Below are 22,036 nucleotides of genomic sequence, written 5' to 3' on the forward strand. Positions count from 1 at the left end.
ATTCCTGCATGGAACAAGGTAAACCCCAATGAGCTATGACGTGATGGTGTTCGACCCGGCCGTGGCGCCGCGCGAAGTGGAGGCGTTTCTGCAGTGGTACAACGCGCAGACCGAATGGAACGAGAAGCACGAGTACGACGACGCCGCCGTCTCGGTGCCGGCGCTGCAGGCCTTCTTCACCGAACTGGCCGAAGATTTCCCGCCGATGGATGGCCCGCTGTCCGATGACGAGGATGACCGCCCGCAGGTGACCGACTACAGCATCGGCACCCATATCATCTATGCCTCGTTCGACGACGAGGTGGCCGAAGACGCCCATGGCCAGGTGCAGATCCTGGCCAACAAGCACCAGATCGGCTTCTTCGATGTCAGCGGCGACGGTGCGATCGTGTACCCGGACGGCACCGTGCTGATTCCCGGGGAAGAAGAAGAAGGCGACGCCTGATTCTTTAGGGCGCGGTAGCGCTTTTCTCTACCAGAGTTCGCCTTGGGCGGGCTCTGCAGGCGCAGCCGGGCAAGGCCCGGCTCTACCCTCCAGTCGCTGCGCCAGCCCGGACAACCGGCTGGCGTGCCGCGCCAACGCGGCCTGCAGCACCTCTGCACTGCCCAGTACATGCAATGCCTGCCGCGCGCGGGTCATGCCGGTGTACACCAGCTCGCGCGACAGCACCCGGTTGTCGCGCCGGGGCAGCTGCAACCAGACCTCATCGAACTCCGAGCCCTGTGCCTTGTGCACGGTCATGGCGAAGGCACTTTCGTGTGCGGGCAACGCGGCCGGGTGGAAGGCCCGTGGCTGCTCCGGGCTGTCGCCGGGGAACCAGGCCAGCATCGCGCCTTCGCGGCTGCGCAGGCACAAGCCGATATCGCCGTTGAACAACCGGTGCCGGTAACTGTTTTCGGTGATCAGCAGCAGCCGGCCGTGGAAGTAGCGGGGGCCGCTGCCTGGGCGCGCACTGCCGGCCAGGGCGGCTTCGATCCGCTCGTTCAGCCCGCGCGCACCCTGGGGGCCTTCGCGCAGCGCGGTGAGCAGGCGCAGCCGGCCGGCCTGCGCCAGCGCCTGCACCGGATCATCGGCTTCGCCCAACCCGCGCCAGTGCGCCAGCAGGGTGTGCCGGTGCTGCAGCAGTGGGTCGACCTGGTCTTCGTGGAACGCCACGCCGGCCAGGGTACCGCCGCGCAGCAGCTGCAGTGCGGTGGCGCTGTCGCCCTCGCGCACCGCGCGCGCCAGCGGCGCCAGGTCCAGCGCATCGCTCTGCCGATAGCCGCGCTGCAGCTGCACGCGGCGACCGGCGAAGGCGCGGGGCGGGGCCAGCGGCAGCAACGCCGGGGCGGCCAGCAGCGGGCGCAGCGCGGCGGCGTCATCGGCCTGGGTGCCCAGGCCGTCGCCACTGGCCTGCAGGATCGCGCTGAGCACGTCGCCGGCTTCCACCGACGGCAGCTGGTCCGGGTCGCCCAGCAGCACCAGCCGGGTGCCGCTGGCCACCGCTTCGACCAGCTTGGTCATCAGCGGCAGGTCGATCATCGAGGCCTCGTCCACTACCACGATGTCGTACGGCAGTGGGTTGTCTGCGTGGTGGCGGAAGCGTGGCGAATCGGGAATGACGCCCAGCAGCCGGTGCAGGGTCGCCCCGGTGGTCGGCATGGCCTCGGCCAGTTCGGACGCGACACCGACCAGGCGCAGCCGCTGCAGCGCCTGGCGCAGGCTGTCGGCCATGCGCTCGGCGGCGCGGCCGGTGGGGGCGGCCAGTGCCACCCGTGGCAGGGCCGCACCGGCCTGCTGCGCCTGCGCGGCCAGCAGCACCAGCAGGCGCGCGATGGTGGTGGTCTTTCCGGTACCGGGGCCACCGGTGACCAGCACCAGCGGATGGCGCAGCGCCACTGCAGCCGCGCGCGCCTGGTGGTCGATGCCCTCCAGCGCCTGCGGGAACAGCTGGGCGAACAGCGCGGCGAGTCCGCCCGGATCGTGCGCCGGCAGAGAATGCGCGGCGATGCGCTGCAGGCCGAGTGCCAAACGGCGTTCGTATTCGCGGTAACGGCGCAGGTACAGCAGGCCGTGTTCGAGGACCAGCGGTGCATCGGCGGCCAGCACGTCGTCGCTGTCGGGCGATGCCACCCACGGCGATGCACGCAGCTGCGCCAGCCATGTGTCCGGCGAAGGCCAGTCCAGCTCGGCATCCACCAACCGCCGGGGCGCTGCCGGGTCGACGCCGGCGTGGCCCTGCGCCACCGCCAGCGAGGCCAGCGCGGCGGCGGCCAGCACCGCATCCGGCGTCTCCGGCTGCAGCCGGCGCAGGCTCTGCGCCAGCGCATGGTCGAGCGTGCGCAGGGTGCCCTGCTTCAGCAGTGCGTCGAGCAGGCTCATGCCTCACCCCGCGCGCGTGCCACCAGTTCGGTGTGCTTCTCGGGGCCGCCTGCAAACAGTGCATCCATCGCCTCGACCAGGGCCGGGGCAAAGCGCTGCGCATGCACGCCGGGTGCGTCCGCGCGTCCCGCTTCCAGGCCGCGGCAGAACAGATAGCGGATGCCGCCCAGGTCGCGTTCCTGTGTGTAGTGGCTGCCCAGCCGGAAGCGCAGCCAGCGGTGCAGTGCCACGGTGTAGATCAATGCCTGCAGGTCGTACTCGCTGCTTTGCATGGCGGCCGCCAGGCGCGCGGCGTCGTAGCCGGGCAAACGGTTGGATTTGTAGTCGAGCACATACCAGCGTCCATCGCGCACGTAAGTGAGGTCGATCTTGCCGGTCATCAGCCCTTCGAGCTGGCGTCGCGTGCCAAAGCCGCGGCGGTCCGGCACCAGCCCGTGGTGGTGCAGCAGCTGCAGCAGCGCCGGCACCGCGGTGGGCTGCATGGCGAAGTGGAACTCGATCTCGGCCCGCCTGTCGTGCAGCGGCACGCTGTGCAGCGCGCCGCCTTCGGGCAGCTGCACGGTCAGGGTCTGGCCGACCAGCGGCACCAGCACCGCCACGCCGTCATCCAGGTCGGCATCGGCGTAGCCTTCGCTGCGCAGCGATTCGCGCAGCACCTCGGCCTCATCGCCCGGTGCCGGGTCGCCCGCGCGCCACTCGGCCCAGCGCGCGAAATCGGTGTTCTCCAGTGCATCGTGCAGCACGTTGCCGAAGCGGCTGCCCATGAAGCGCGGGTCGATCTCCGGCTGCGGCTCACCGGGCGCGGGCGGTTCCACCTCCAGCGGCAGTTCCACGCCGGCCGGTTCGTCGGCAGCCGGGGCTGGCGCTTCGGTGGCGACCGCGTCGGTGTCGTGGCCGGCATCGGCGTGGGCCAGCTGGGTGAAGCTGTACACCCACCAGTCATGCGGCACGCGCCGGGTGATGGCGCGCACCGGCGGCAGCTCGCCTTCGCGCTGCACTGGCAGCTGCGCCGGGCGTGGCTCCACCGGGCCTTCGATCACCGCGATGTCCGGGTGCGCGCGCAGCGCTTCCAGATCGGACAGCATCGGCGCCAGGCGCGTCTTCGCCAGCCCGGCCAGGTCGCCGGCCGCGATCCACAACGCGTGCTCGGCGCGGGTCAGGCCCACATACAGCAGGCGCGCGTCTTCAGCGCGTTGCTCCTGTGCGCTGCGCTCGCTGGCCGCGCTCCAGGCCTCGTCCTTGTCCAGCTTCCAGTGCAGCTCGCGGCGACCGTCGGCGTACACGGTGCAGTTGGAGTCGGTGTTGCCGCCACCGCTGTCGATGCCCACGAACGGCAGGAACACCAGCGGGTATTCCAGGCCCTTGCTCTTGTGCAGGGTGATGATCTGCACCCGGCGCGCATCCGATTCCAGCCGCAGCAGCTGTTGTTCGTCGTCCTGGTCGGCGTGTGCCATCTGCACCTGCAGCCAGTCCAGCAGGCCGTGCATGCCCAGCGCCTGGCCCGCGGCCTGCTGCAGCAGCTCGCCGAGCTGCAGGTAGTTGGTGAGCCGGCGTTCGCCATCCAGCAGGCCCAGCAGGCGCTCGGCGTGTTCGGCGCACAGGTCGGCGATGACCGCGAACGGCCCGCCGCGCAGCCAGCGTTCCCGCCACAGCAGCAGCCGGGTCTGGAACGCACGCTGCGGGTCGCCGTCGCGCTCCATCGCGTCGATGGAGGCGGCGTTTTCGCCGAGCAGCACGGTCGCCAGCGCCGCGCGCAGGCGGCCTTCATCGGCCGGCTGCAGCAGGGCCAGCAGCAGCACGCGCAGCTCGCGGGCTTCGGCGGTCGCATACAGGCTCTGCTTGCCGGCAGCCACCGCCGGAATGCCCACCGCGCTCAGCGCGCGCTGGATGCGGGTGGCTTCATGGTGGCGGCGCACCAGCACTGCGATGTCGCCTGGCTGCACCGGCTGCCCGCGCAGCAGCGCGCGGCCTTCGCGACCCTCCAGCAGCACCTGGTGGATCGCGGCCACGCAGGCTTCGGTGGCCTGCTGGCGCGAGGGGTCTGCCTTGAAGTCAGCGCCATCGTCACTGCGCAGCAGGCGCAGGGTCAGCCCGGGTGCGGGCTGGCCATCGCGCAGGAAATCGGCATCGCTGCGGGTACTGCCCGGCAGCACCGGTTCAAAGGCGATGTCCGCTTCCAGGAACGCACGCTCGCCGGCGGCTTGGTACAACGCCTGCAGCGCGCGCAGCACGCCGGGGCGCGAGCGGAAGTTGCGGTTCAACGCCGGTGCGGCCTCTGCTTCGCGCTTGGCCTTGAGGTAGGTGTGGATATCGCCGCCACGGAACCCGTAGATGGCCTGCTTGGGATCGCCGATCAGGAACAGCGCCGGCGCCAGCCCGGCGTCGCGGGTTTCGGGCGAATCGCCGAACACGCGCTGGAAGATGCCCCACTGGCGGTCGTCGGTGTCCTGGAACTCATCCACCAGCGCAATGGCGTACTGTGCGCGCAGCTGCTGCACCAGCGCCGCGCGGTGCGGGCCCTCCAGTGCGGCGGCCACGCCGTCGATCAGGTCATCGTAGGTCTGCACGCGGCCGACCCGCTTGAGTTCGTCCAGCCGCGCACGGGCCTGCCCGCGCAGCTGGTGCAGCAGCAGCAGCGCCTGCTGGCGCAGCCACTGGTCGTAGGCATCGGCGGCGTGCCACCAGGTCTGCAGCGCATCGAACAGCGGCGAGGCCGGGCAATGGCCCTGCTGGTCCTCCTTGCAGAACGCGAGCAGGGCCACCGGCAGCAGCTTGCCCAGGTGCGAGGTGGCACCGCGCGGCCAGGTGCGCGCCGCACGACCGGCCAGCAGCTCGGCAAAGGCTTTGTCGAAGCTGGGCCGGCGCGCGCGGCGACCGTCGAAGAGCTTGCGCTCGAAGGCATTGGCAATGCTGGCCTGGGCGGCGTCGACGTGCGCGTCGATCGCACTGACGAGCGCCTCGGCGGCCACCTGCAGCGCCGGGCTGGGATCCTGCAGGTGCTGTTGCGGCAACGCGGGCAGCAGGGGTAACGGCTTGATCAGCGCCGACAGGTCGCGCGCCAACGCATCGGGGGAGGACCACAACCGGGTCAGCGCATCCACCGTGGCCGGGTCGTTGGCGTGCACGCGCCACAGGTCGGCCGCCAGCTGGTCGTGCAGTTCGCGTTCGCTGGGCAGCAGCGTGGGCGGGTCGAAGGTATGCCCGCTTTCCAGCGCGTGCTCGCGCAGCACGCGGGTGCAGAAGCCATGGATGGTGAAGATCGAGGCCAGGTCGATCTCATCGGCGGCGGTCTGCAGGCGCTGGGCCAACGCTGCGGGTGTTTCCCGGCCCTGCGCCAGTTCGCGCTGCAGCAGGTAGCGGGTCAGCTGCACCTCGGGTGCGTCGTCGGCGGCCGGTGCGCGCGCCAGCAGTTGCGCGGCCAGCGCCAGGCGCTCGCGGATGCGCTTGCGCAGTTCCTGGGTGGCCGCGTCGGTGAAGGTCACCGCCAGGATCTGGCCGATGCGGTAACCCTGCTCCACCACCAGCCGGGTGAACAGCGTGGCCAGGGTGAAGGTCTTGCCGGTGCCGGCGCTGGCCTCGATCAGGCGCACGCCGTCCAGCGGCAGCGACAGGTACGGGTCGTCCTGCAGCATCAGCCCGCTCATGCCACGGCTCCTTCGTCGCTGAAGCCCTGGAACACCCGGCCCTCGCGGACCGCACTGAACACCACGAAGCTGGTGTGCAGCAGCTGTTGATAGCTGTCTGCGTCGGCGAAGGGATCGCGGCCGCGCAGGGCCAGCTGCACCGCATCGCCGCTGGCTTCGCCCCAGCGGCGTTCGCCGCCATGCCATTGCGCCCAGCCTTCGCTTTCGCGCTTGGCGGCCGGCGCGCGGTACAGCGTCCAGGCGGTGTACGGACCGTACAACAGGGGCGAGCGCATGCCGTCGCGGCGCAGCTGCAGAAGCGCCTGCAGTGCCGCCCTCGCCGTGGGCGCGGGCACTGCCGGCAGCACGTGCGGGCCTACCCCGTCGTCGCCACCGTCGTGGAACTCGACCAGCGCCAGCGCATCGCCGGCGGCGTTGGCCAGCAGCCAGTCCAGCCCATGCCGGATCGCCGCCGGGCCGTTCAAGCTGCCCGCGCGCAGGCGCACGATGCCCTGCGGGTGGATATCGTCCACCCGCCCATGCAGGCGCACGCCATCGATCTCCACCTCATAGCGGCGGCTGTCGGCGTCGCTGTCGCCGCGCCATTGGGCCAGTGCCAGCGCATACGGGCGGGTCTGCTCCTGCAGGGCCTGGAACTGGCGTTCGCCCAGTGCGCCGGACGGCAGCAGCGCGCGGGCGCGCAGGCGTGCATAGAGAGGGGTGTCATCGCCCTGCAGGGTCGCCTCGATCACCGCGTGCTGCAGCAGGCGCTGTTCCAGTCCCCGGCCGGCCAGCACCAGTGGCTCCAGGTCGTCGGCCGTGGTCAGGTCATCGGGCAGGCGCAGGCCCAGCCGCTGCGACAGGAACTGCCCGGCGGGATCGACCAGGAAGCGGCGCAGCGCGTCCAGCGGGAGTTCGGCCGTGCCCTCCTGCTCCAGCGGCGCCAGCGCCTGCTCGAACCACGCCGGCGGCGCGCGGCGGACGCTGCCCAGCGACCCGGCGGCCGGGTGCCACTGCTGGCGGTAGCTGAAACGGCGCGGCTCATCGCCGCCACCGAACGCGGCCGGCGAGAAGGGCTGCAGCGAATGGCGCACGGTCAACTGCTTTGCCGCCGCTGAAGGATCCTCATGGTATTCGGCGGCGGCATCGATCAGCTCGCTCACCAGCACCGAGGGCTCGCGCACGCTGCCATCGCGCGGGTCGGCGCCCAGGTAGCTCAGGTAGAACACGTCCTGCGCGGAGGCGAACAGCTGCAGGAACAGGAAACGGTCGTCCTCGCGCAGCGAGCGGTCGCCGTGGCGGCGCTTGTCGGTACCCAGTTCGGCAGTGAGCTGGTTGAGCCCGGCGGCCGGGTCGCGGCGCGGGAAATCGCCATCGTTCAGGCCGAGCACGCAGATCACCCGGAACGGCAGCAGCCGCATCGGCACCATCCGCCCGAAGCTGATGCCACCGGTGAGCAGCGGCGCGCGCGTGTCGGCCTCGCTCAAGGCGCCGGCGAAATGTGCGCGCACTACCTCTGGCGGTACCGTCCCGTTGAACCCGGCGCGTTCGGCGTCGCGGGCAAACTCGTTGACCAGCTTGCGCAGGCGTTCCAGCGCGCGCTGGCTGCTGGCCGCTTCCGGTGCCTCGGGCAACAGCGCATCCAGCATGGCCAGCAGGCGCTGGCGCCAGTGCGCCGGTGTCAGCGCCTCGCCCAGTGCGCGCTGGTAACGGGCCAGTACCCGCATCAGCCGAAGCAGGCGGTCCAGCGCATCCAGCGCGCTGCCTTCCAGCTCCGGCCACGGCGCCACCCCGGCGATGTCGCCGTCGCTGCCGCTGGCATGGCCCAGCAGCAGGCGGTCCAGCGCGAACTGCCAGGTGTAGGCATCGTCGTCCGGTGCCTGGTGCTGCGCGCGGTGCGCCGCACTCAAGCCCCAGCGCGCACCGGCGGCCTGCAGCCAGTCGTGCAGGCGGTCGAACGCGGACGCATCCAGCCCGGCCGCTTCGGCCAGCGGGGCGCTCGCCAGCAGGTCCAGCACTTCATTGAGGCCAAAGCGCGAGACCGGCAATCCCAGCAGGTGCACGAAAACATCGGCGAGTGGTTCGCCGGTCAGCGGACTGGTATCGGCCAGGGCGTAGGGAATGTGGTCGTCGCCACCGCTGCGACCGCCGAACACCGCTTCCAGGTACGGCACGTAGGGGTCGATGTCCGGTGCCAGCACCGCGATGTCGCGGGCCTGCAGCGGCGGATCGAAGCGCGGGTCCTGCAGCAGCGCACGCAGCTGGTCGTGCAGCACCTGCAGTTCGCGCAGGCGGGTGTGGCAGGCATGCACCTGCAGGCTGGGGTCGTTGCGCAGCAGCCCCGGGCGCAGCGCACCGGCCGGTTGCGCGCGGCGGTGGAACAGGTCGCGCTGCAGGCGGTGCAGCAGGCTGTCGGACAGGCCGCCGTGCGCCATGTCCGGGCGCGCGTCGTCTTCGGGATCGTCGTAGGCTGCGATCTCACCGGACGGATGCACCACTTCATAGCTGCCCAGCACCGCCATGAAGTCGCGCCCTGCCGCGCCCCATGCCTGCAGCAGGCGGTTCTCGTCGCTGCCATTGCCGAACGGATCAACCGCGCCAGAGCGCAGCCGCCCGCCCAGGGTCTGCAGGTCGCCCCAGTAGGAACGCGTCGGCGTGGGCAGGTAGAAGTGCAGCGTGCCGACCCGCGCCTGGGTGGCCACCACGCGCAGCACATCCGGCGAGACGTTCAAGGTGGCGAAGGCGAACAGGCGCGGCGGCAGCCCCGCCGGCAACGGACGCTCGGCGCCTTCAAAGCCGTCGAGATAAGCATGGATGCGGCGCGCGCGGTACTGGTGGCCGCTGCCTATGCGGCGCCACAGGATCGCCTGCGGATCCAGCGGGTCGGCGCCGGCTTCCCAGCGCAGCAGCCAGTCACGGCGCCATGCCTGGTACTTCTCGAACACCGACGCCAGTTCCCCGGCCAGCGCCCACGGCTTGAGCGGGTCCGGCTGGGACAGGTAGGCCTGCAGCGCGCGCAGCGGCGGCTGCGCCATCAGCACCGGATCGGTCAGCGCGGCGTACACCTTCCAGTGGAGGGCGGCGGCGGTGAGGTCGTCATGCTCGCCAGGCACGTTGGCGTTGAGCGCGCGCGCGACGAACTCGCCCGGGGTCAGGAATGCCAGGTTGGCGGCGATGCCATACTCGGCGGCCAGGGTGGACTGCAGCCAGCGACGCATCGCCACCTGGGGAATCAACACCACGTCCGGCTCCAGGATCGACTGCCCGGCCACCGGCTCGCGCAGCGTCCGCGCCAGCAGCGCGGCCAGTACGTCGAGCGAATTGGAGTGGTACAGGCGGAAGTCTGAAGCGGGATCGGTCATCGCGGCAGTGTGCCGCAGCGCGGCGCCATTCTCACCCTCTCTGATAATGGCCAGGGCCTGGATGTCGCCTGCGACCCAATCGGGCGAGGGCACGGCACGCTCTGTTGCATCGATATCCCCCGTTCGGGCGGGGCATCCAGCGCCCGCGTGCGACAATACTGCACGCTTCAGTTCGGTTTTGTTCAGCCGTTCACCACGATCTTAGAACGTTGGAATTTTGTTAATGGCGACCATGACGGCTTCCGAAGAACCTCTGGTGCAGTTGGACAACGTGCGGATCGACCGCGGCGGTCGCGCGATCCTGCGCGATGTTTCGCTGTCGGTACAGCGCGGCAGCATCACTGCCGTGCTGGGTCCGTCCGGCAGCGGCAAGTCGACGCTGCTGGCCGCGCTGACCGGCGAACTGCGCCCGGTGGCCGGCAACGTGACCCTGTTCGGGCAGCCGATTCCCACCGGCAGCAGCGCCCTGCGCGCGATGCGCCGCAGCGTGGGCGTGCTGCTGCAGGGCAATGGCCTGCTGACCGACCTGACCGTGGCCGAGAACGTGGCGCTGCCGCTGCGCACGCATACCCGGCTGCCGGCACCGGTCCTGCGCCGGCTGGTGGACATGAAGCTGCACGCGGTCGGCCTGCTGGCAGCGGCCGACGCGTGGCCGCGCGAGCTCTCTGGCGGCATGGCGCGGCGGGTGGCGCTGGCGCGCGCGCTGGCCCTGGACCCGCCGTTGATGATCTACGACGAACCGCTGACCGGCCTGGACCCGATCGCCAGCGGCGTGATCATGAGCCTGATCCAGCGCCTCAACCACAGCCTGGGCCTGACCAGCATCATCGTCAGCCACCATGTGCACGAGACCCTGCCGATCTGCGACCAGGTGATCGCCATCGCCAACGGCGGGGTGGTGTTCCAGGGCAGCCCGGCCGCGCTCGAGGCCAGCCAGGACCCGCTGCTGCGCCAGTTCCTGCACGGGCAGCCGGACGGCCCGATCCCGTTCGATGCCGCGCCACGCGCGAAGGTGGCCTGATGCCGTTCGTTGAAAGCACCCGTTCGCTGGGCCGCGCCGGTCTGTTCTCGCTCACCGTGCTGCGCGGCTCGCTGCCCACCGCCGACTTCCTGGCCGAGCTGACCCGCGAGATCTACAAGGTCGGCGCGCGTTCGCTGCCGATCATCGCGGTCGGCGGCGCGTTCGTGGGCCTGGTGCTGACCCTGCAGGGATACCGCACGCTGACCACCTTCGGCGCCGCCGATGCGCTGTCCACGCTGCTGGGCCTGTCGCTTTACCGCGAGCTGGCACCGGTGCTGACCGCATTGCTGTTCATCGGCCGCGCCGGCAGCTCGATCGCCGCCGAACTGGGACTGATGCGCGCCACCGACCAGATCAAGGCGCTGGAGCTGATGGCGATCGACCCGGTGGCCAAGGTCGTGGCCCCGCGCTTCTGGGCGGCGGTGCTGACCGTGCCCCTGCTGACCGGCATCTTCTGCTCGCTGGCGATCAGCGCCAGTTACTTCGAAGCGGTGCACGTGCTCGGGCTGGACAACGGCGTGTTCTGGTCGGCGCTGAGCAACAGCGTGGATTTCTGGGACGATTTCGGCGTGGCAATGCTGAAGTCGGCCATTTTCGGCGGTACCGCCGCACTGGTCGCTTCGTACGTGGGGTTCCACGCCGAGCCGACCATCGAAGGCACCTCGGTGGCGACCACGCGCGCGGTGGTGAACGCCTCGCTGCTGGTGCTGATGTTCAACTTCGTGCTGTCGGCCATGCTGTTCCGCTGACGCCATAACGCTCTTCAAATACGGTGATATGAACATGGCCATCCGCGGTCCCAGACTCGAATTTTCCGTCGGCGCTTTCCTGCTGCTGGCGTTGGCCTCGCTGCTGGTGCTGGCGATGGCGTCCACCAACCAGCGCTGGGGCTTCGGCAGCGAAGGCTACGAACTCAAGGCGCGTTTCAGCCAGATCGGCCAGCTGCGCAAGCAGGCCCCGGTCAAGATCGGCGGCGTGGTGGTGGGCCAGGTCGGCGACATCGAACTGGACCCGACCCGCTTCGATTCCATCGTCACCCTCAAGCTGGACCCCCGCTACAAGGACCTGCCGGGCGACACCTCCGCCGGCATATTCACCAGCGGTTTGCTCGGTGAGAGCTATATCGGACTGCAGCCGGGCGGCGACCCGGAGGTGCTCAAGTCGGGCGACGAGATCGTCTTCACCCAGCCGGCCGTGGACCTGATCCAGATGGTCGGCAAGTACATGTTCAGCGGCGCAGGCAACACTGGCGCCGCTTCCCAGGATGCTCCCGGCGCCGACGCGCCGGCAACGGAACCGCAGAAATGAAAAAGACCCTGATTCCGGCCCTGCTCGCCTCGGCCCTGCTTGCCACCCTGCCCTCGCTGTCGTTCGCCCAGGCCGCTCCGGCCGCTGCCACCGCCCCGCAGGGGCAGGCAGGCAAAGTCGTGCTGGATGCCAGTTCGCGGATCCTGGCCACGCTGCAGCAGCGCAAGGCCGAGTTTGAGAAGAGCCCGACCGCGCTGCGCGGTTACATCGACAGCGAGCTCAACCGCACCTTCGACCGTGATTACGCGGCGCGCCTGGTGCTGGGCACCCACGCGCGTGGCGCGTCGGATGCGGACGTGAAGCTGTTCGCCGATGCCATGGCCGACAGCCTGATGCAGCGCTACGGCGCCGTCCTGCTCTCCATCCAGGGCAAGCCGACGTTCCGCCTCAAGGGCGAGCAGCCGCTGCCGGGCAACCGTGGCGTCAAGGTCGCCACCGAACTGCTGCGCTCGGGCAGTGAATCGACCCCGGTCGAGTACCTGATGCGCAACGTGAACGGCCAGTGGAAGATCTTCGATGTGAACATCGAAGGCATCTCCTACGTGCAGACCTTCCGCACCCAGTTCGACGCTCCGCTGCGCCAGAAGGGCATCAAGGCGGTGGCGGCGGACCTGCGCAGCGGCTCCTTGTCGGCCGGGCCGGCGGCCAATGGCAAGTAAGACCACCGTGCGCATCGACGGTCCGCGCGCACGCCTGACCGGCGTGCTCGACCGCGACGCGGTGGTAGCGCTGTGGCCCCGGCTGCAGGCCCTGCCCGGGAGCGTGTCGCAGCTGGACCTGGCCGAGGTCGACCGGATCGACAGCGCCGGGCTGGCGCTGTTGGCCGAATTGACCGCACGCGCCCGTGCCGACGGGCGTACGCTGGTCATCCATGGCACCCCTGACGGTTTCAACGAACTCAGCGCCGCCTACCGGCTGGCGCCATCCCTGGATTTCAATGCCCTTTCTGCCGCGAGCTGACATGAACGTCGTACGCACCGCCTCCCTTCTCCTGCTGGCCCTCGCGCTCAGCGCGTGCGCGGCCAAGCCGGCGCGCGACAGCGCACCGGCCAGCGTGGCCGTGGCCCCGGCGGAAACCGATGCCGCGGCGCCGGTTTCCGATGCGGGCGCAACCGCGGCACCCCCGGCCGCCGTCGCCGTCGAGGGCGCCCCTGTGGCCGAGGTCGCCAGCAGCGACGCCCCTGCCGCCCCGCCTGCGGCCGACAACGGCACCGCGCCGACCGGCGCCGAAGACGATTTCGCCGCGCTGTATGGCGGTCCGGCGCCGAGCGCCGACGGCAGCGAGCCGTCGACATCGGCCTACGACCCGTGGGAAGGCTTCAACCGCCGCGTGCACGCCTTCAACAACGTGGTCGACCGCGCCGTCGCGCGGCCCCTGGCCACCGCCTACACCCACGTCGTGCCGCGCTTCGCACGCACCGGCGTGACCAACTTCTTCAGCAACCTGCGCGCGCCGGTGACCATCACCAACCAGCTGCTGCAGGGCCGCCCCGGGGATGCCTGGGACAGCCTGGGCCGGTTCGTGATGAACTCCACGCTGGGCATCGGTGGTCTGTTCGACCCGGCCAGCCGCGCGCTGGTACCGCGCCGCAGCGAGGATTTCGGCCAGACCCTGGGCGCGTGGGGCTGGCGCAGCTCGCGCTACGTAGAGCTGCCGTTCTTCGGCCCGCGTACCGTGCGCGACGTGTTCGGGCTGGCCGGCGACATTCCGCTCTCGCCGATCCGCACCATCGAAGAAGACAAGGTGCGCATCCCCCTGCAGGGCCTGCAACTGGTGGACATGCGCTCGCAGCTGCTCGCCCTGGACGACATCCGCGACAACGCGGTGGACGAATACGCATTGACCCGCGATGCCTGGCTGCAGCGCCGCAACTACCAGATCCAGAACGACCTGCGTGGTCGCCATGCCCGCGGCAAGGACGCGGACGACACCGCGCCGATCCCGGTCGACGCGATGCCGATGCCCGACTGGGGCAACTGAGAAAAAACCCCGCTTCGGCGGGGTTTTTTTTGATGCATACCCACCAACCGTGGGTACCTGCCGTGGCCGGCGGTGACCGGCGGGCGCCGCAACGTCGCGGGGAATCAGGTCGCGAGTGCGGCGTCGATGGCGGCGACCAGGCGCGGGTCATTGGCCGGCACGTCGGGCGCGAAGCGGGCGATGACCTTGCCGTCGCGGCCCACCAGGAACTTCTCGAAGTTCCACAGCACGCCGGGGGCCGGGTTGACCACCAGGTCCGGGTACTTGGCGACCGCACCCTGCAGCTTCTCGCGCATCGGACCTTCGCCGGTGGCAGCCGGCTGGGCCTGGGTGAGCTGCTGGTACAGCGGGTGGATGTCATCGCCGGCCACGCTGATCTTGGCGAACATCGGGAAGCTCACGTTGTATTCCAGCTGGCAGAACTGCTGGATGTCAGCGTCGCTGCCCGGCTCCTGGGCCAGGAAGTTGTTGGCCGGGAAGCCCAGCACTTCCAGGCCGGCAGCCTGCTTGTCGGCATACAGGGCCTGCAGGCCTTCGTACTGCGGGGTCAGCCCACACTTGGAGGCGACATTGACCACCAGCAACACCTTGCCGCGGTAGTCGGCCAGCGAACTGGCCTGGCCTTCGATGGTGGAAACGGGAATGTCGTAGACGGTCTGGCTCATGGAAGATCCTGTACGGAGTGAAGAGGCACACCGGAGATGTGCCCCGCGAAGCGGAAATCAATCGACGCAGATCGTGCCCTGGGCCACGCCGTTGTCGATGCGCTGGCGGCAGCCGAAGTTCTGGCTCACGTCGGTCTGGCATACACCACGCGCCTTGCTGCCAGCCACCAGTTCGGTCTCGCCCTGGGCCAGGCACTGGCCGGTGCATTCACTCTTGGCGCTGCAGGCCTTGCCGGCATCGGCATAGGGCGCCACGCACTGCACGCGCTGCAGCCGTCCCAGCGCCTTGAGTTCACCACCGGCAGCCGCGCAGCGGGCGGCATCGGCGTTGTCGACGGCGGCGGGAGCGTTTGTGGCGGTGTCGCCGGCATTCGGCGAACTGCTGCAGCCGGCAAGCGCGAGCATCAGGGACAACATCAGGGTAAGACGCATCGGTTCAATCCTGGAGGAGGAAAAGGAAGGCAGGCACGTGGCCGCGACCCAGCATCGCCGATCGCGTGCATGCAGGGTGTCGGCAATGCGTTTCAGTCCTGCGCGGCTGACACGTCGTCCGCGCTGGCCTCGTCGTCGTCGCCGCTGGCATCGCCCAGCAGCAGATCGGTCTGCTCGCTGCCCAGTGATTCCACCCCGCGCAGGCGGCGTTCGATGGTGCGGGTCTTGCGGCTGGCCTCGCCCAGGCTGCGGCCGACCGTGCTGATCTGCTTTTCGGCCTTTTCCAGAATGCCGGCGAACTTGCCAAACTCGCTCTTCACCGCACCCAGCAGGCTCCAGACCTCGCTGGAGCGTTGTTCGATGGCGAGGGTGCGGAAGCCCATCTGCAGGCTGTTGAGCAGTGCTGTGACCGTGGTCGGCCCGGCCACCACCACGCGATGTTCGCGCTGCAGCAGGTCGACCAGGCCAGGGCGGCGGATCACTTCGGCATACAGGCCTTCGGTCGGCAGGAACATCACCGCGAAGTCGGTGGTGTGCGGCGGCACGATGTACTTGTCGCAGATCGACTTGGCCTGGATCCGGATCGCGCGTTCCAGCTGCGCGCCCTGCACACGCACACCGTCCACATCCCCCTGTTCCTGCGCATCGAGCAGGCGCTCGTAGTCTTCGCGCGGGAACTTGGAATCGATTGGCAGCCACACCGGGGTGTCCTCGTGGCCGCGCCCGGGCAGGCGCACCGCGATGTCCACCATCTCGCCGCTGTCCGGGCGCACTTTGACCCCGCGCGCATACTGCTCCTGGGTGAGGGTCTGCTCGAGGATGTTGTCCAGCTGCACTTCGCCCCAGCTGCCCCGGTTCTTGACGTTGGTCAGCACGCGCTTGAGGTCGCCGACGCCGGTGGCCAGCTGCTGCATTTCGCCCAGCCCACGCTGCACCTGTTCCAGGCGGTCGGACACCAGCTGGAACGACGCACCCAGCCGCGCTTCCAGCGTGGTCTGCAGTTTTTCGTCGACGGTGACCCGCATCTGGTCCAGCTTCTGCGCGTTGTCGGCCTGCAGGCTCCGCAGCTGCTGTTCCAGCGTGGCGCGCATTTCGCCCATGCGCTGTTCGTTGCGCTGGGTCATCTCCTGCAGGCGCAGGCCCAGGGATTCGCCGAACCGCTGCTGCGACTGCGTGGCTTCCTCGCGGCCCAGCCGGGCATCATCGGCCACGGCCTGGCGCAGCGCGGCCATGTGGGCGTCGCTGCGTTGCTGGGCCAGCCCGGCATCCTCGCGTGCCTTGCGCGCGTCTTCGCCCAGCGCGTCGCGAAGCAGGTCGAGGCGCTGGTCGGTGCGGGTGGACAGGTCGGTCAGCGCGCGCGCGAAAGTTTCCAGCCGCGCGTCCTGCTGCCGGCCCAGGCCTTCCAGCTGCTCGCGCAGCTCGCTGCGGCCCACCCGCGCTTCTTCGCGCAGGCTCTGCTCGAGCTCGCCATGGCCGGAACGCCGCAGCAGGAGCACCAGCTGCAGGATGAGGACGGCACAGAGCAGGCCGCCGAGAATGAGGAATTCAGGTTGCATGGAAGAAGTGTAGGCTGAGCCGGTCTCATTCGCTGCGCCGGATCAGCCTTCCCGCTGCCCTGAAGCTCAGAAGCCTTCCAGCACCACCTTGCCCACCGCGCGGTGGCTTTCGATGTGCGCATGCGCGCGGCGCAGGTTGGCGGCGTCGATGCGGCCGTAATGTTCGCCCAGGGTGGTACGCAGCACCCCGCCGTCCACCAGCTCGGCCACCCGGTCGAGCAGCACGTGCTGCTGCTGCAGGTCCGGCGTGCTGAAGCTGGAGCGGGTGAACATCGACTCCCAGTGCAGCGACAGGCTCTTGCGCTTGAGCGCCATCACGTCCAGCTGGCCCGGGTCGTCGATCAGCGCCAGCTGTCCCTGCGGGGCCAGCGCGGCGACGATCTGCGCGTAGTGCTGGTCGGTGTGGGTCAGGCTGGCCACGTGGCTGACCCTCTCGATCCCGATCCGCGCCAGGCCCTGGGTGAGCGGCTCGCTATGGTCGATGACGTGGTGGGCGCCCAGGGCATGCACCCAGTCCTGGGTATCCGGGCGCGAGGCGGTGCCGATCACGGTCAGGCGGGTGAGCTGGCGCGCCAGCTGCACCAGGATCGAGCCGACGCCGCCCGCCGCACCGATCACCAGCAGGGTCTGGCCTTCACCGCCGCCTTCGGCGATGCGCAGGCGGTCGAACAGCAGCTCCCAGGCGGTGATCGCGGTCAGCGGCAGCGCAGCGGCGGCCGCGTCGTCCAGGCTGGCCGGCTTGCGGCCCACGATGCGCTCGTCCACCAGCTGGTACTCGGCGTTGCTGCCCGGGCGGTTGATGTCGCCGGCATAGAAGACCGCGTCGCCGGGCTGGAACAGGGTCACCTCGCTGCCCACCGCATCGACGATCCCGACCGCATCCCAGCCCAGCACGCGCGGGGCCTCGACCGCCACGCCACGGCGCACCTTGGTGTCCACCGGGTTTACCGAGACCGCGCGCACCTGCACGCGCAGGTCGCGCGGGCCCGGGGTAGGCACCGGCAGGGTGATGTCGACCAGGGATGCCGGGTCGGCGATCGGCAGGCCGTGCTGGGTATAGGCGATGGCTTTCATGGGAGAGATCCTTGGAGAAGGCGCCCAGCTTCGCCTGCCCCGTCAGGGCCGGAAAGGCGCAGAATGCAGCAGCACTTTCACTCCTGGAATGAAAATGGTCCGCTTCGAGGATCTGCAGCTGTTCGTCCGCACCGCCGCGCTGGGAAGCTTCTCCAGCGCAGCGCGCGAGGCCGACCTGCTGCCCGGCCAGGTCGCCGCTGCGGTGGCCCGGCTGGAGCGCGAGCTGGACCTGCGCCTGTTCGTGCGCTCCACGCGCAGCCTGCGCCTGACTGCCGAAGGCGTGCTGTACCTGCCCTACGCGCAGGACCTGCTGGCGACGCTGCAGGAAGCGCAGGCACGGGTACGCGGCGAGGATGCCGAGCTGCGCGGCGTGCTGCAGGTGGCGGCGCCGTCGGACCTCGGCCGCAACGTGCTGCTGCCGTGGCTGACCGAGTTCCGCGCCGCCCACCCCAGGCTGCAGCTGCGGCTGCTGTTGTCCGACCAGGTCGCCGACGTGTTCCGCGATCCGGTGGATATCGCCTTCCGGCTGGGGCGCTTCGACAACGCCAGCTACGTGGCGCTGCCGCTGGCACCGGACAACCGCCGCGTGCTGGTGGCCTCCCCGGCCTATCTGCAACGGCATGGCACCCCGGCCTCGCTGGAGGCGCTCAAGGACCATCACTGCCTGGTCTACCAGCTGGCCGGGCGGCCCTATGACCGCTGGAGCTTCGAGCAGGACGGGCGGCGCGTGGTGGTGCCGGTGCGCGGCCAGCTGGTCTGCGACGACGCCGACGTGGTGCGGCGCTGGGCGGTGGCCGGCGAAGGCATCGTGTTCAAGTCGTGGCTGGATGTGGCCGACGATGTCCGCGCCGGGCGCCTGCAGGTGCTGATGGGGGGCGCAGGCGACAGCCTGCCGTTGAACCTGGTGTGCCCGCACCGCAAACAGTTTTCCCCCGCGATCCGCCAGCTGCATGCGTTGTGCGCCGAGCGCCTGCAGCCGATGCTGGCCGATCTGCCCGGACGTGCGCGGTAACGCTGTCGGCGGCGGGTCGGGTAGCCGACAATGGCGGCCCCCGTTGTAGTCGAGTCACCGCCATGCCGTGGATGGGCATCCAGGACCTGTGGACCTTTGTCGTTGCCGTGCTGGTGTTCCTGGCGCTGCCGGGCCCGGGCACCTTCACTCTGCTCACCGCCACCGGGCGCGGCGGCGTGCGCGGCGGTTACACCGCGCTGTTCGGGCTGCTGCTGGGCGACCAGATCCTGATGTGGCTGGCGGTGGCCGGCGTGGCCGCGCTGCTCCGCGCCAACCCGCTGGTGTTCCATGCCGTGCAGTATCTCGGTGCCGCCTATCTGGTGTGGGTGGGCATCGGCCTGCTGCGCCCGGCGACACCGGCCGGCGGCGATGACGACGGCAGTGGCGTCCGCCTGCGCCCCGGCCAGTACTTCCGCCAGGCGATCCTGGTCAGCCTGCTCAACCCCAAGGCCATCATCTTCTACATGGCGTTCCTGCCGCTGTTCATCGACCCGGCCCGGCACCAGGGCGTGGTGACCTTCGCGACCATGGCGGCGCTGATCTTCGTGCTGAGCCTGGCGTACTGTTCGGTGCTGATCGGGGTGGGCAACCTGTTGCGGCGCCGGATCATCCAGCACCCGCGGGTGGGGGTCTGGCTGAAACGGGTGGCCGGGGTGTTCCTGGTCGGGTTCGGCGTGCGCCTCGGCGTGAGCGGCTGAGGACCGGGTCCCCCTGCGACAGCGACGTGGCGCAATAGGGGCGGGGAATCGCAAGCGGCCCGGCAATGTGTGCCGGATTCGTCAGCCACGATCATTTGAAATGATCGTCAAGCGATTCACGACGCCCGGCAGTAGTAATGCTGCGCCGCGTTCGGTCACACTCGGGAAATTGTCGATACCAGTCATCCTGTGAGGTTCCATGTCATCGCTGCTACGGCGCAAGTCGCTCGATTCCGTCACCGTCCATGAAGCCGGCAGGAGCCTGGTCCGTACGCTGAGCTGGCCGCACCTGATCGCCATGGGCATCGGCGCGATCGTCGGCACCGGCATCTACACCCTGATCGGCGTGGGCGCCAACCTGGCCGGGCCGGCGGTGCTGATCTCCTTCGCCATCGCCGGCGCGGTCTGCGCCTGCGCGGCGCTGTCCTACGCCGAACTGTCGACGATGATGCCGGCGGCCGGCAGCGCCTACACCTACAGCTACACCGCGCTCGGCGAAATCTTCGCGTGGGTGGTCGGCTGGAGCCTGATCCTGGAGTACTCGCTGGTCGTCAGCACGGTCGCCGTGGGCTGGTCCGGCTATTTCGTCGGGTTCCTGGAATGGATGCACGGCAACTTCGGCATCGACATCCGGCTGCCGTTGGCCCTGTCCGCCGGTCCGCATGTGGAAGGCGGCGTGTTCAACCTGCCCGCGGTGGTCATCACCTGGGTGGTGGCCGGCGGCCTGATGCTGGGCACCAAGGAAAGCGCCACGCTGAACGCCATCCTGGTGGTCCTGAAGATCATCGCGCTGGCGGTGTTCGTCGCCGTGGCGCTGCCCGCGTTCGATTCGGCCAACCTGCACCCGTTCATGCCGCATGGGTTCGCCAAGTCGCTGGGTCCGGATGGCGTGGAGCGCGGCGTGATGGCGGCGGCCGCGATCATCTTCTTCGCCTTCTACGGCTTCGATGCGATCTCCACGGCCGCGGAAGAAACCAAGAACCCGGGGCGTGACCTGTCGATCGGCATCATCGGCTCGATGGTCGGCTGCACGATCATCTACATGCTGGTGGCCTTGGCGGCAGTCGGCGCGATGAGCTACGCGATCTTCGGCAGCAGCGCCGAACCGCTGGCGCTGATCATGCGCGAACTGGGCCAGCCCAAGGCGGCGGCGGTCATCGGCGTGGTGGCCATCATCGCCCTGCCGACCGTGCTGCTGGCTTTCCTGTTCGGGCAGAGCCGCGTGTTCTTCGTCATGGGCCGCGACGGCCTGCTGCCGCGCGGTCTGTCGGCGGTGAACAAGCGCACCGGCACGCCGGTGGCCACCACCCTGTTCAGCGCCGCCGTGGTCTCCGCCCTGGCCGGCGTCGCCCGCCTCGACGAGATCGCCGCGCTGGCCAACGCCGGCACGCTGGCGGCCTTCACCGCGGTGGGCATCTGCCTGGTGGTGATGCGCCGTCGTGCGCCGGACGCCAAGCGCACCTTCCGCACGCCGATCGCCTGGTTCATCGGCCCGGCCGCGGCGCTGGGCTGCATCTACCTGTTCATCAGCCTGCCGAGCAGCACCCAGCTGTACTTCCTGATCTGGAACGTGATCGGCCTGGCCGTGTATTTCCTGTACAGCCGACGCAATGCATTGATCGGCCGTTGAAGCATTGGGGGGTACCGACCAACGGTCGGTACCTACCTCGGTAGCGCGCCACCGTTGGTGGTGCGCTTCTGCGCCGCATGATCCTGCGCCTGCTGCAGCACACGCAGCAGGTTGCCACCCCAGATCCCTGCGATCTGCTTCTCGGTATATCCCTTGCGCAGCAGCCACGCGGTGATCTTCGGCAGCTCGCTCACGTCCTGCAGGTCGGCCAGTCCGCCGCCGCCATCCCAGTCCAGGCCGATGCCCACGTGCTCGGGCCCGACCACGGCCAGGATGTGCTCGAAGTGGGCGAAGAAATCGTCCAGTGTTGCCTTGCGCAGCGGCAGGCGCGCATCGATCTCCGCCAGGCCCTTCTTGAGGGCAACGCCCTGCTCGATGGCCATGCCGTCGTAATCGCCGCCCAGCTGCTTGATCAGCGTGTCTTCGGCCTGCTTGCGGGCATCGTTCTTGCCGGTGTCGATCAGGTAGCCGCCGTAGGCATTCACCTGGATCACGCCGCCGGCCTTCGCCAGCTGCTTCAGCCGCGCATCATCGAGATTGCGCGGGTGGTTGTAGATTGCCTTGGCCGAGCTGTGCGACAGCACGAACGGCACCGGCATGCGCTGGATCAGGTCGTCGAACACCGCATCGGATGCGTGCGACTGGTCGATGACGATGCCCAGGCGTACCGCCTCGTCGACCAGCGCCTTGCCGGCCGGGCTCAGGCCCTTCCATTCGGCACCCTTGGGGTCGGTGGCCGAATCGGCGAATTCGTTGTTGGCGAAGTGCACGGTGCTCAGCAGGCGCAGCCCGGCCCGGTGGTAGAAGCCGAGCAGCGACGGGTCGTCGACCAGTGGGCTGGCGTTCTCCATGCTGATGTAGACCACGCGCTTTCCTTCGCGTTTGATGCGCGCGGCGTCGGCAGCGGTCAGCGCCAACGCGAAGGTGTCGGGATGCGCGGCCAGCATTTCGCGGATTTCCATCAGCCGCAGCAAGCCAGCGTCACGGTCCTGGCGGTGTGCGGCCGGGCTGCGGTCGCCCTGGTCGGTGTAGATGGCGAAGAACCCACCGTCCAGCGCGCCGTCGCGCATGCGCGGCAGATCCACCTGCGACAGCGCGTTGTGGTCGTGCCGCTGCGCGATGTTGAAGCCGTCGCGGTGGAAGTTGGCCGGCGTGTCGAGGTGGCTGTCGAGGGTGAGCAGCTTCTTCTGCAGGGTGGCAGCGCGCGCCAGCTCCTGCGCGGAGAACTCGATGGCATGGGCGGACAGCGGGGCGCAGAGCGCCAGCGACACCAGCAGGGACAGACTGCGCAACGTCATGACGCCTCTCTTCA

General features: G+C 69.5%; 17 protein-coding genes and 1 pseudogene. 10 read left to right on the top strand and 8 right to left on the bottom strand.

Annotated elements, in window-relative coordinates; all coding sequences use genetic code 11:
• The first annotated feature begins 28 nt into the window (after positions 1-28).
• Positions 29-445, top strand: coding sequence for a hypothetical protein (locus FSZ13_RS13110; protein WP_145480413.1), 417 nt, complete (start codon positions 29-31; stop codon positions 443-445).
• Between the two features lie 27 nt (positions 446-472).
• On the opposite strand, the gene recD is transcribed toward FSZ13_RS13110, so the two are convergent.
• Genes recD through recC form a run of 3 tightly spaced genes read right to left on the bottom strand, consistent with a single transcriptional unit; the run spans position 473 to position 9,347 of the window.
• On the bottom strand, positions 473-2,362 hold the full coding sequence (gene recD, locus FSZ13_RS13115; protein ID WP_145480415.1) for an exodeoxyribonuclease V subunit alpha: 1,890 nt from the start codon (positions 2,360-2,362) through the stop codon (positions 473-475).
• Positions 2,359-6,006, bottom strand: a complete 3,648-nt coding sequence (gene recB, locus FSZ13_RS13120; RefSeq protein ID WP_145480418.1) for an exodeoxyribonuclease V subunit beta — start codon at positions 6,004-6,006, stop codon at positions 2,359-2,361. The genes recD and recB overlap by 4 nt, the downstream gene beginning before the upstream one ends.
• The gene (recC, locus tag FSZ13_RS13125; protein ID WP_145480420.1) at positions 6,003-9,347 is read right to left on the bottom strand and encodes an exodeoxyribonuclease V subunit gamma; all 3,345 of its coding nucleotides are present in this window, start codon (positions 9,345-9,347) and stop codon (positions 6,003-6,005) included. Before recC ends, recB begins: the two co-directional genes overlap by 4 nt.
• 232 nt (positions 9,348-9,579) lie before the next feature.
• Between recC and FSZ13_RS13130 the strand changes: the two genes are divergently transcribed.
• From FSZ13_RS13130 to FSZ13_RS13155, 6 genes are read left to right on the top strand one after another with little or no spacing between them, the layout of a single operon-like run.
• A complete protein-coding gene (locus FSZ13_RS13130) occupies positions 9,580-10,368 on the top strand; it encodes an ABC transporter ATP-binding protein (RefSeq protein ID WP_145480422.1) in 789 nt (262 codons plus the stop codon).
• Positions 10,368-11,117 carry an MlaE family lipid ABC transporter permease subunit gene (locus tag FSZ13_RS13135; RefSeq protein WP_145480424.1) on the top strand — a complete coding sequence of 250 codons (750 nt, stop codon included), beginning with the start codon at positions 10,368-10,370 and terminating at the stop codon, positions 11,115-11,117. Before FSZ13_RS13130 ends, FSZ13_RS13135 begins: the two co-directional genes overlap by 1 nt.
• 34 nt (positions 11,118-11,151) lie before the next feature.
• Positions 11,152-11,676: an outer membrane lipid asymmetry maintenance protein MlaD gene (mlaD, locus tag FSZ13_RS13140; RefSeq protein ID WP_145480426.1), complete on the top strand. Its 525-nt coding sequence runs from the start codon at positions 11,152-11,154 to the stop codon at positions 11,674-11,676.
• Positions 11,673-12,335 carry an MlaC/ttg2D family ABC transporter substrate-binding protein gene (locus FSZ13_RS13145; RefSeq protein ID WP_145480429.1) on the top strand — a complete coding sequence of 221 codons (663 nt, stop codon included), beginning with the start codon at positions 11,673-11,675 and terminating at the stop codon, positions 12,333-12,335. The genes mlaD and FSZ13_RS13145 overlap by 4 nt, the downstream gene beginning before the upstream one ends.
• The gene (locus FSZ13_RS13150; protein WP_145480431.1) at positions 12,325-12,636 is read left to right on the top strand and encodes an STAS domain-containing protein; all 312 of its coding nucleotides are present in this window, start codon (positions 12,325-12,327) and stop codon (positions 12,634-12,636) included. The genes FSZ13_RS13145 and FSZ13_RS13150 overlap by 11 nt, the downstream gene beginning before the upstream one ends.
• A 1-nt stretch (position 12,637) precedes the next feature.
• Positions 12,638-13,657: an MlaA family lipoprotein gene (locus tag FSZ13_RS13155; protein WP_145480433.1), complete on the top strand. Its 1,020-nt coding sequence runs from the start codon at positions 12,638-12,640 to the stop codon at positions 13,655-13,657.
• Between the two features lie 104 nt (positions 13,658-13,761).
• Here the strand turns inward: FSZ13_RS13155 and FSZ13_RS13160 are convergent, their stop codons facing one another.
• From FSZ13_RS13160 to FSZ13_RS13175, 4 genes are all read right to left on the bottom strand, one after another.
• A complete protein-coding gene (locus tag FSZ13_RS13160) occupies positions 13,762-14,322 on the bottom strand; it encodes a glutathione peroxidase (RefSeq protein ID WP_145480435.1) in 561 nt (186 codons plus the stop codon).
• A 57-nt stretch (positions 14,323-14,379) separates the two neighbouring features.
• Positions 14,380-14,754 carry a hypothetical protein gene (locus FSZ13_RS13165; RefSeq protein ID WP_145480437.1) on the bottom strand — a complete coding sequence of 125 codons (375 nt, stop codon included), beginning with the start codon at positions 14,752-14,754 and terminating at the stop codon, positions 14,380-14,382.
• A gap of 92 nt (positions 14,755-14,846) precedes the next feature.
• Positions 14,847-16,310, bottom strand: coding sequence for a DNA recombination protein RmuC (gene rmuC / locus FSZ13_RS13170; protein ID WP_145480439.1), 1,464 nt, complete (start codon positions 16,308-16,310; stop codon positions 14,847-14,849).
• Positions 16,311-16,376: 66 nt separating this feature from the next.
• On the bottom strand, positions 16,377-17,384 hold the full coding sequence (locus FSZ13_RS13175; protein ID WP_145480441.1) for a zinc-binding alcohol dehydrogenase family protein: 1,008 nt from the start codon (positions 17,382-17,384) through the stop codon (positions 16,377-16,379).
• 88 nt (positions 17,385-17,472) lie between these two features.
• On the opposite strand from FSZ13_RS13175, the pseudogene FSZ13_RS13180 reads away from it, so the two are divergent.
• The 3 genes and pseudogenes from FSZ13_RS13180 to FSZ13_RS13190 all read left to right on the top strand — a co-directional run.
• Positions 17,473-18,437: pseudogene (locus tag FSZ13_RS13180) on the top strand (LysR family transcriptional regulator); the annotation flags it as partial.
• A 21-nt stretch (positions 18,438-18,458) separates the two neighbouring features.
• Positions 18,459-19,094, top strand: a complete 636-nt coding sequence (gene leuE / locus FSZ13_RS13185) for a leucine efflux protein LeuE (RefSeq protein ID WP_145480445.1) — start codon at positions 18,459-18,461, stop codon at positions 19,092-19,094.
• A 199-nt stretch (positions 19,095-19,293) separates the two neighbouring features.
• Positions 19,294-20,724: an amino acid permease gene (locus tag FSZ13_RS13190; protein WP_145480447.1), complete on the top strand. Its 1,431-nt coding sequence runs from the start codon at positions 19,294-19,296 to the stop codon at positions 20,722-20,724.
• Positions 20,725-20,756: 32 nt separating this feature from the next.
• On the opposite strand, the gene FSZ13_RS13195 is transcribed toward FSZ13_RS13190, so the two are convergent.
• Positions 20,757-22,022: a dipeptidase gene (locus tag FSZ13_RS13195; protein WP_145480449.1), complete on the bottom strand. Its 1,266-nt coding sequence runs from the start codon at positions 22,020-22,022 to the stop codon at positions 20,757-20,759.
• Positions 22,023-22,036: the final 14 nt, after the last annotated feature.

This window comes from Stenotrophomonas rhizophila, from assembly GCF_007667275.1.
Lineage (GTDB): Bacteria > Pseudomonadota > Gammaproteobacteria > Xanthomonadales > Xanthomonadaceae > Stenotrophomonas > Stenotrophomonas maltophilia_AE.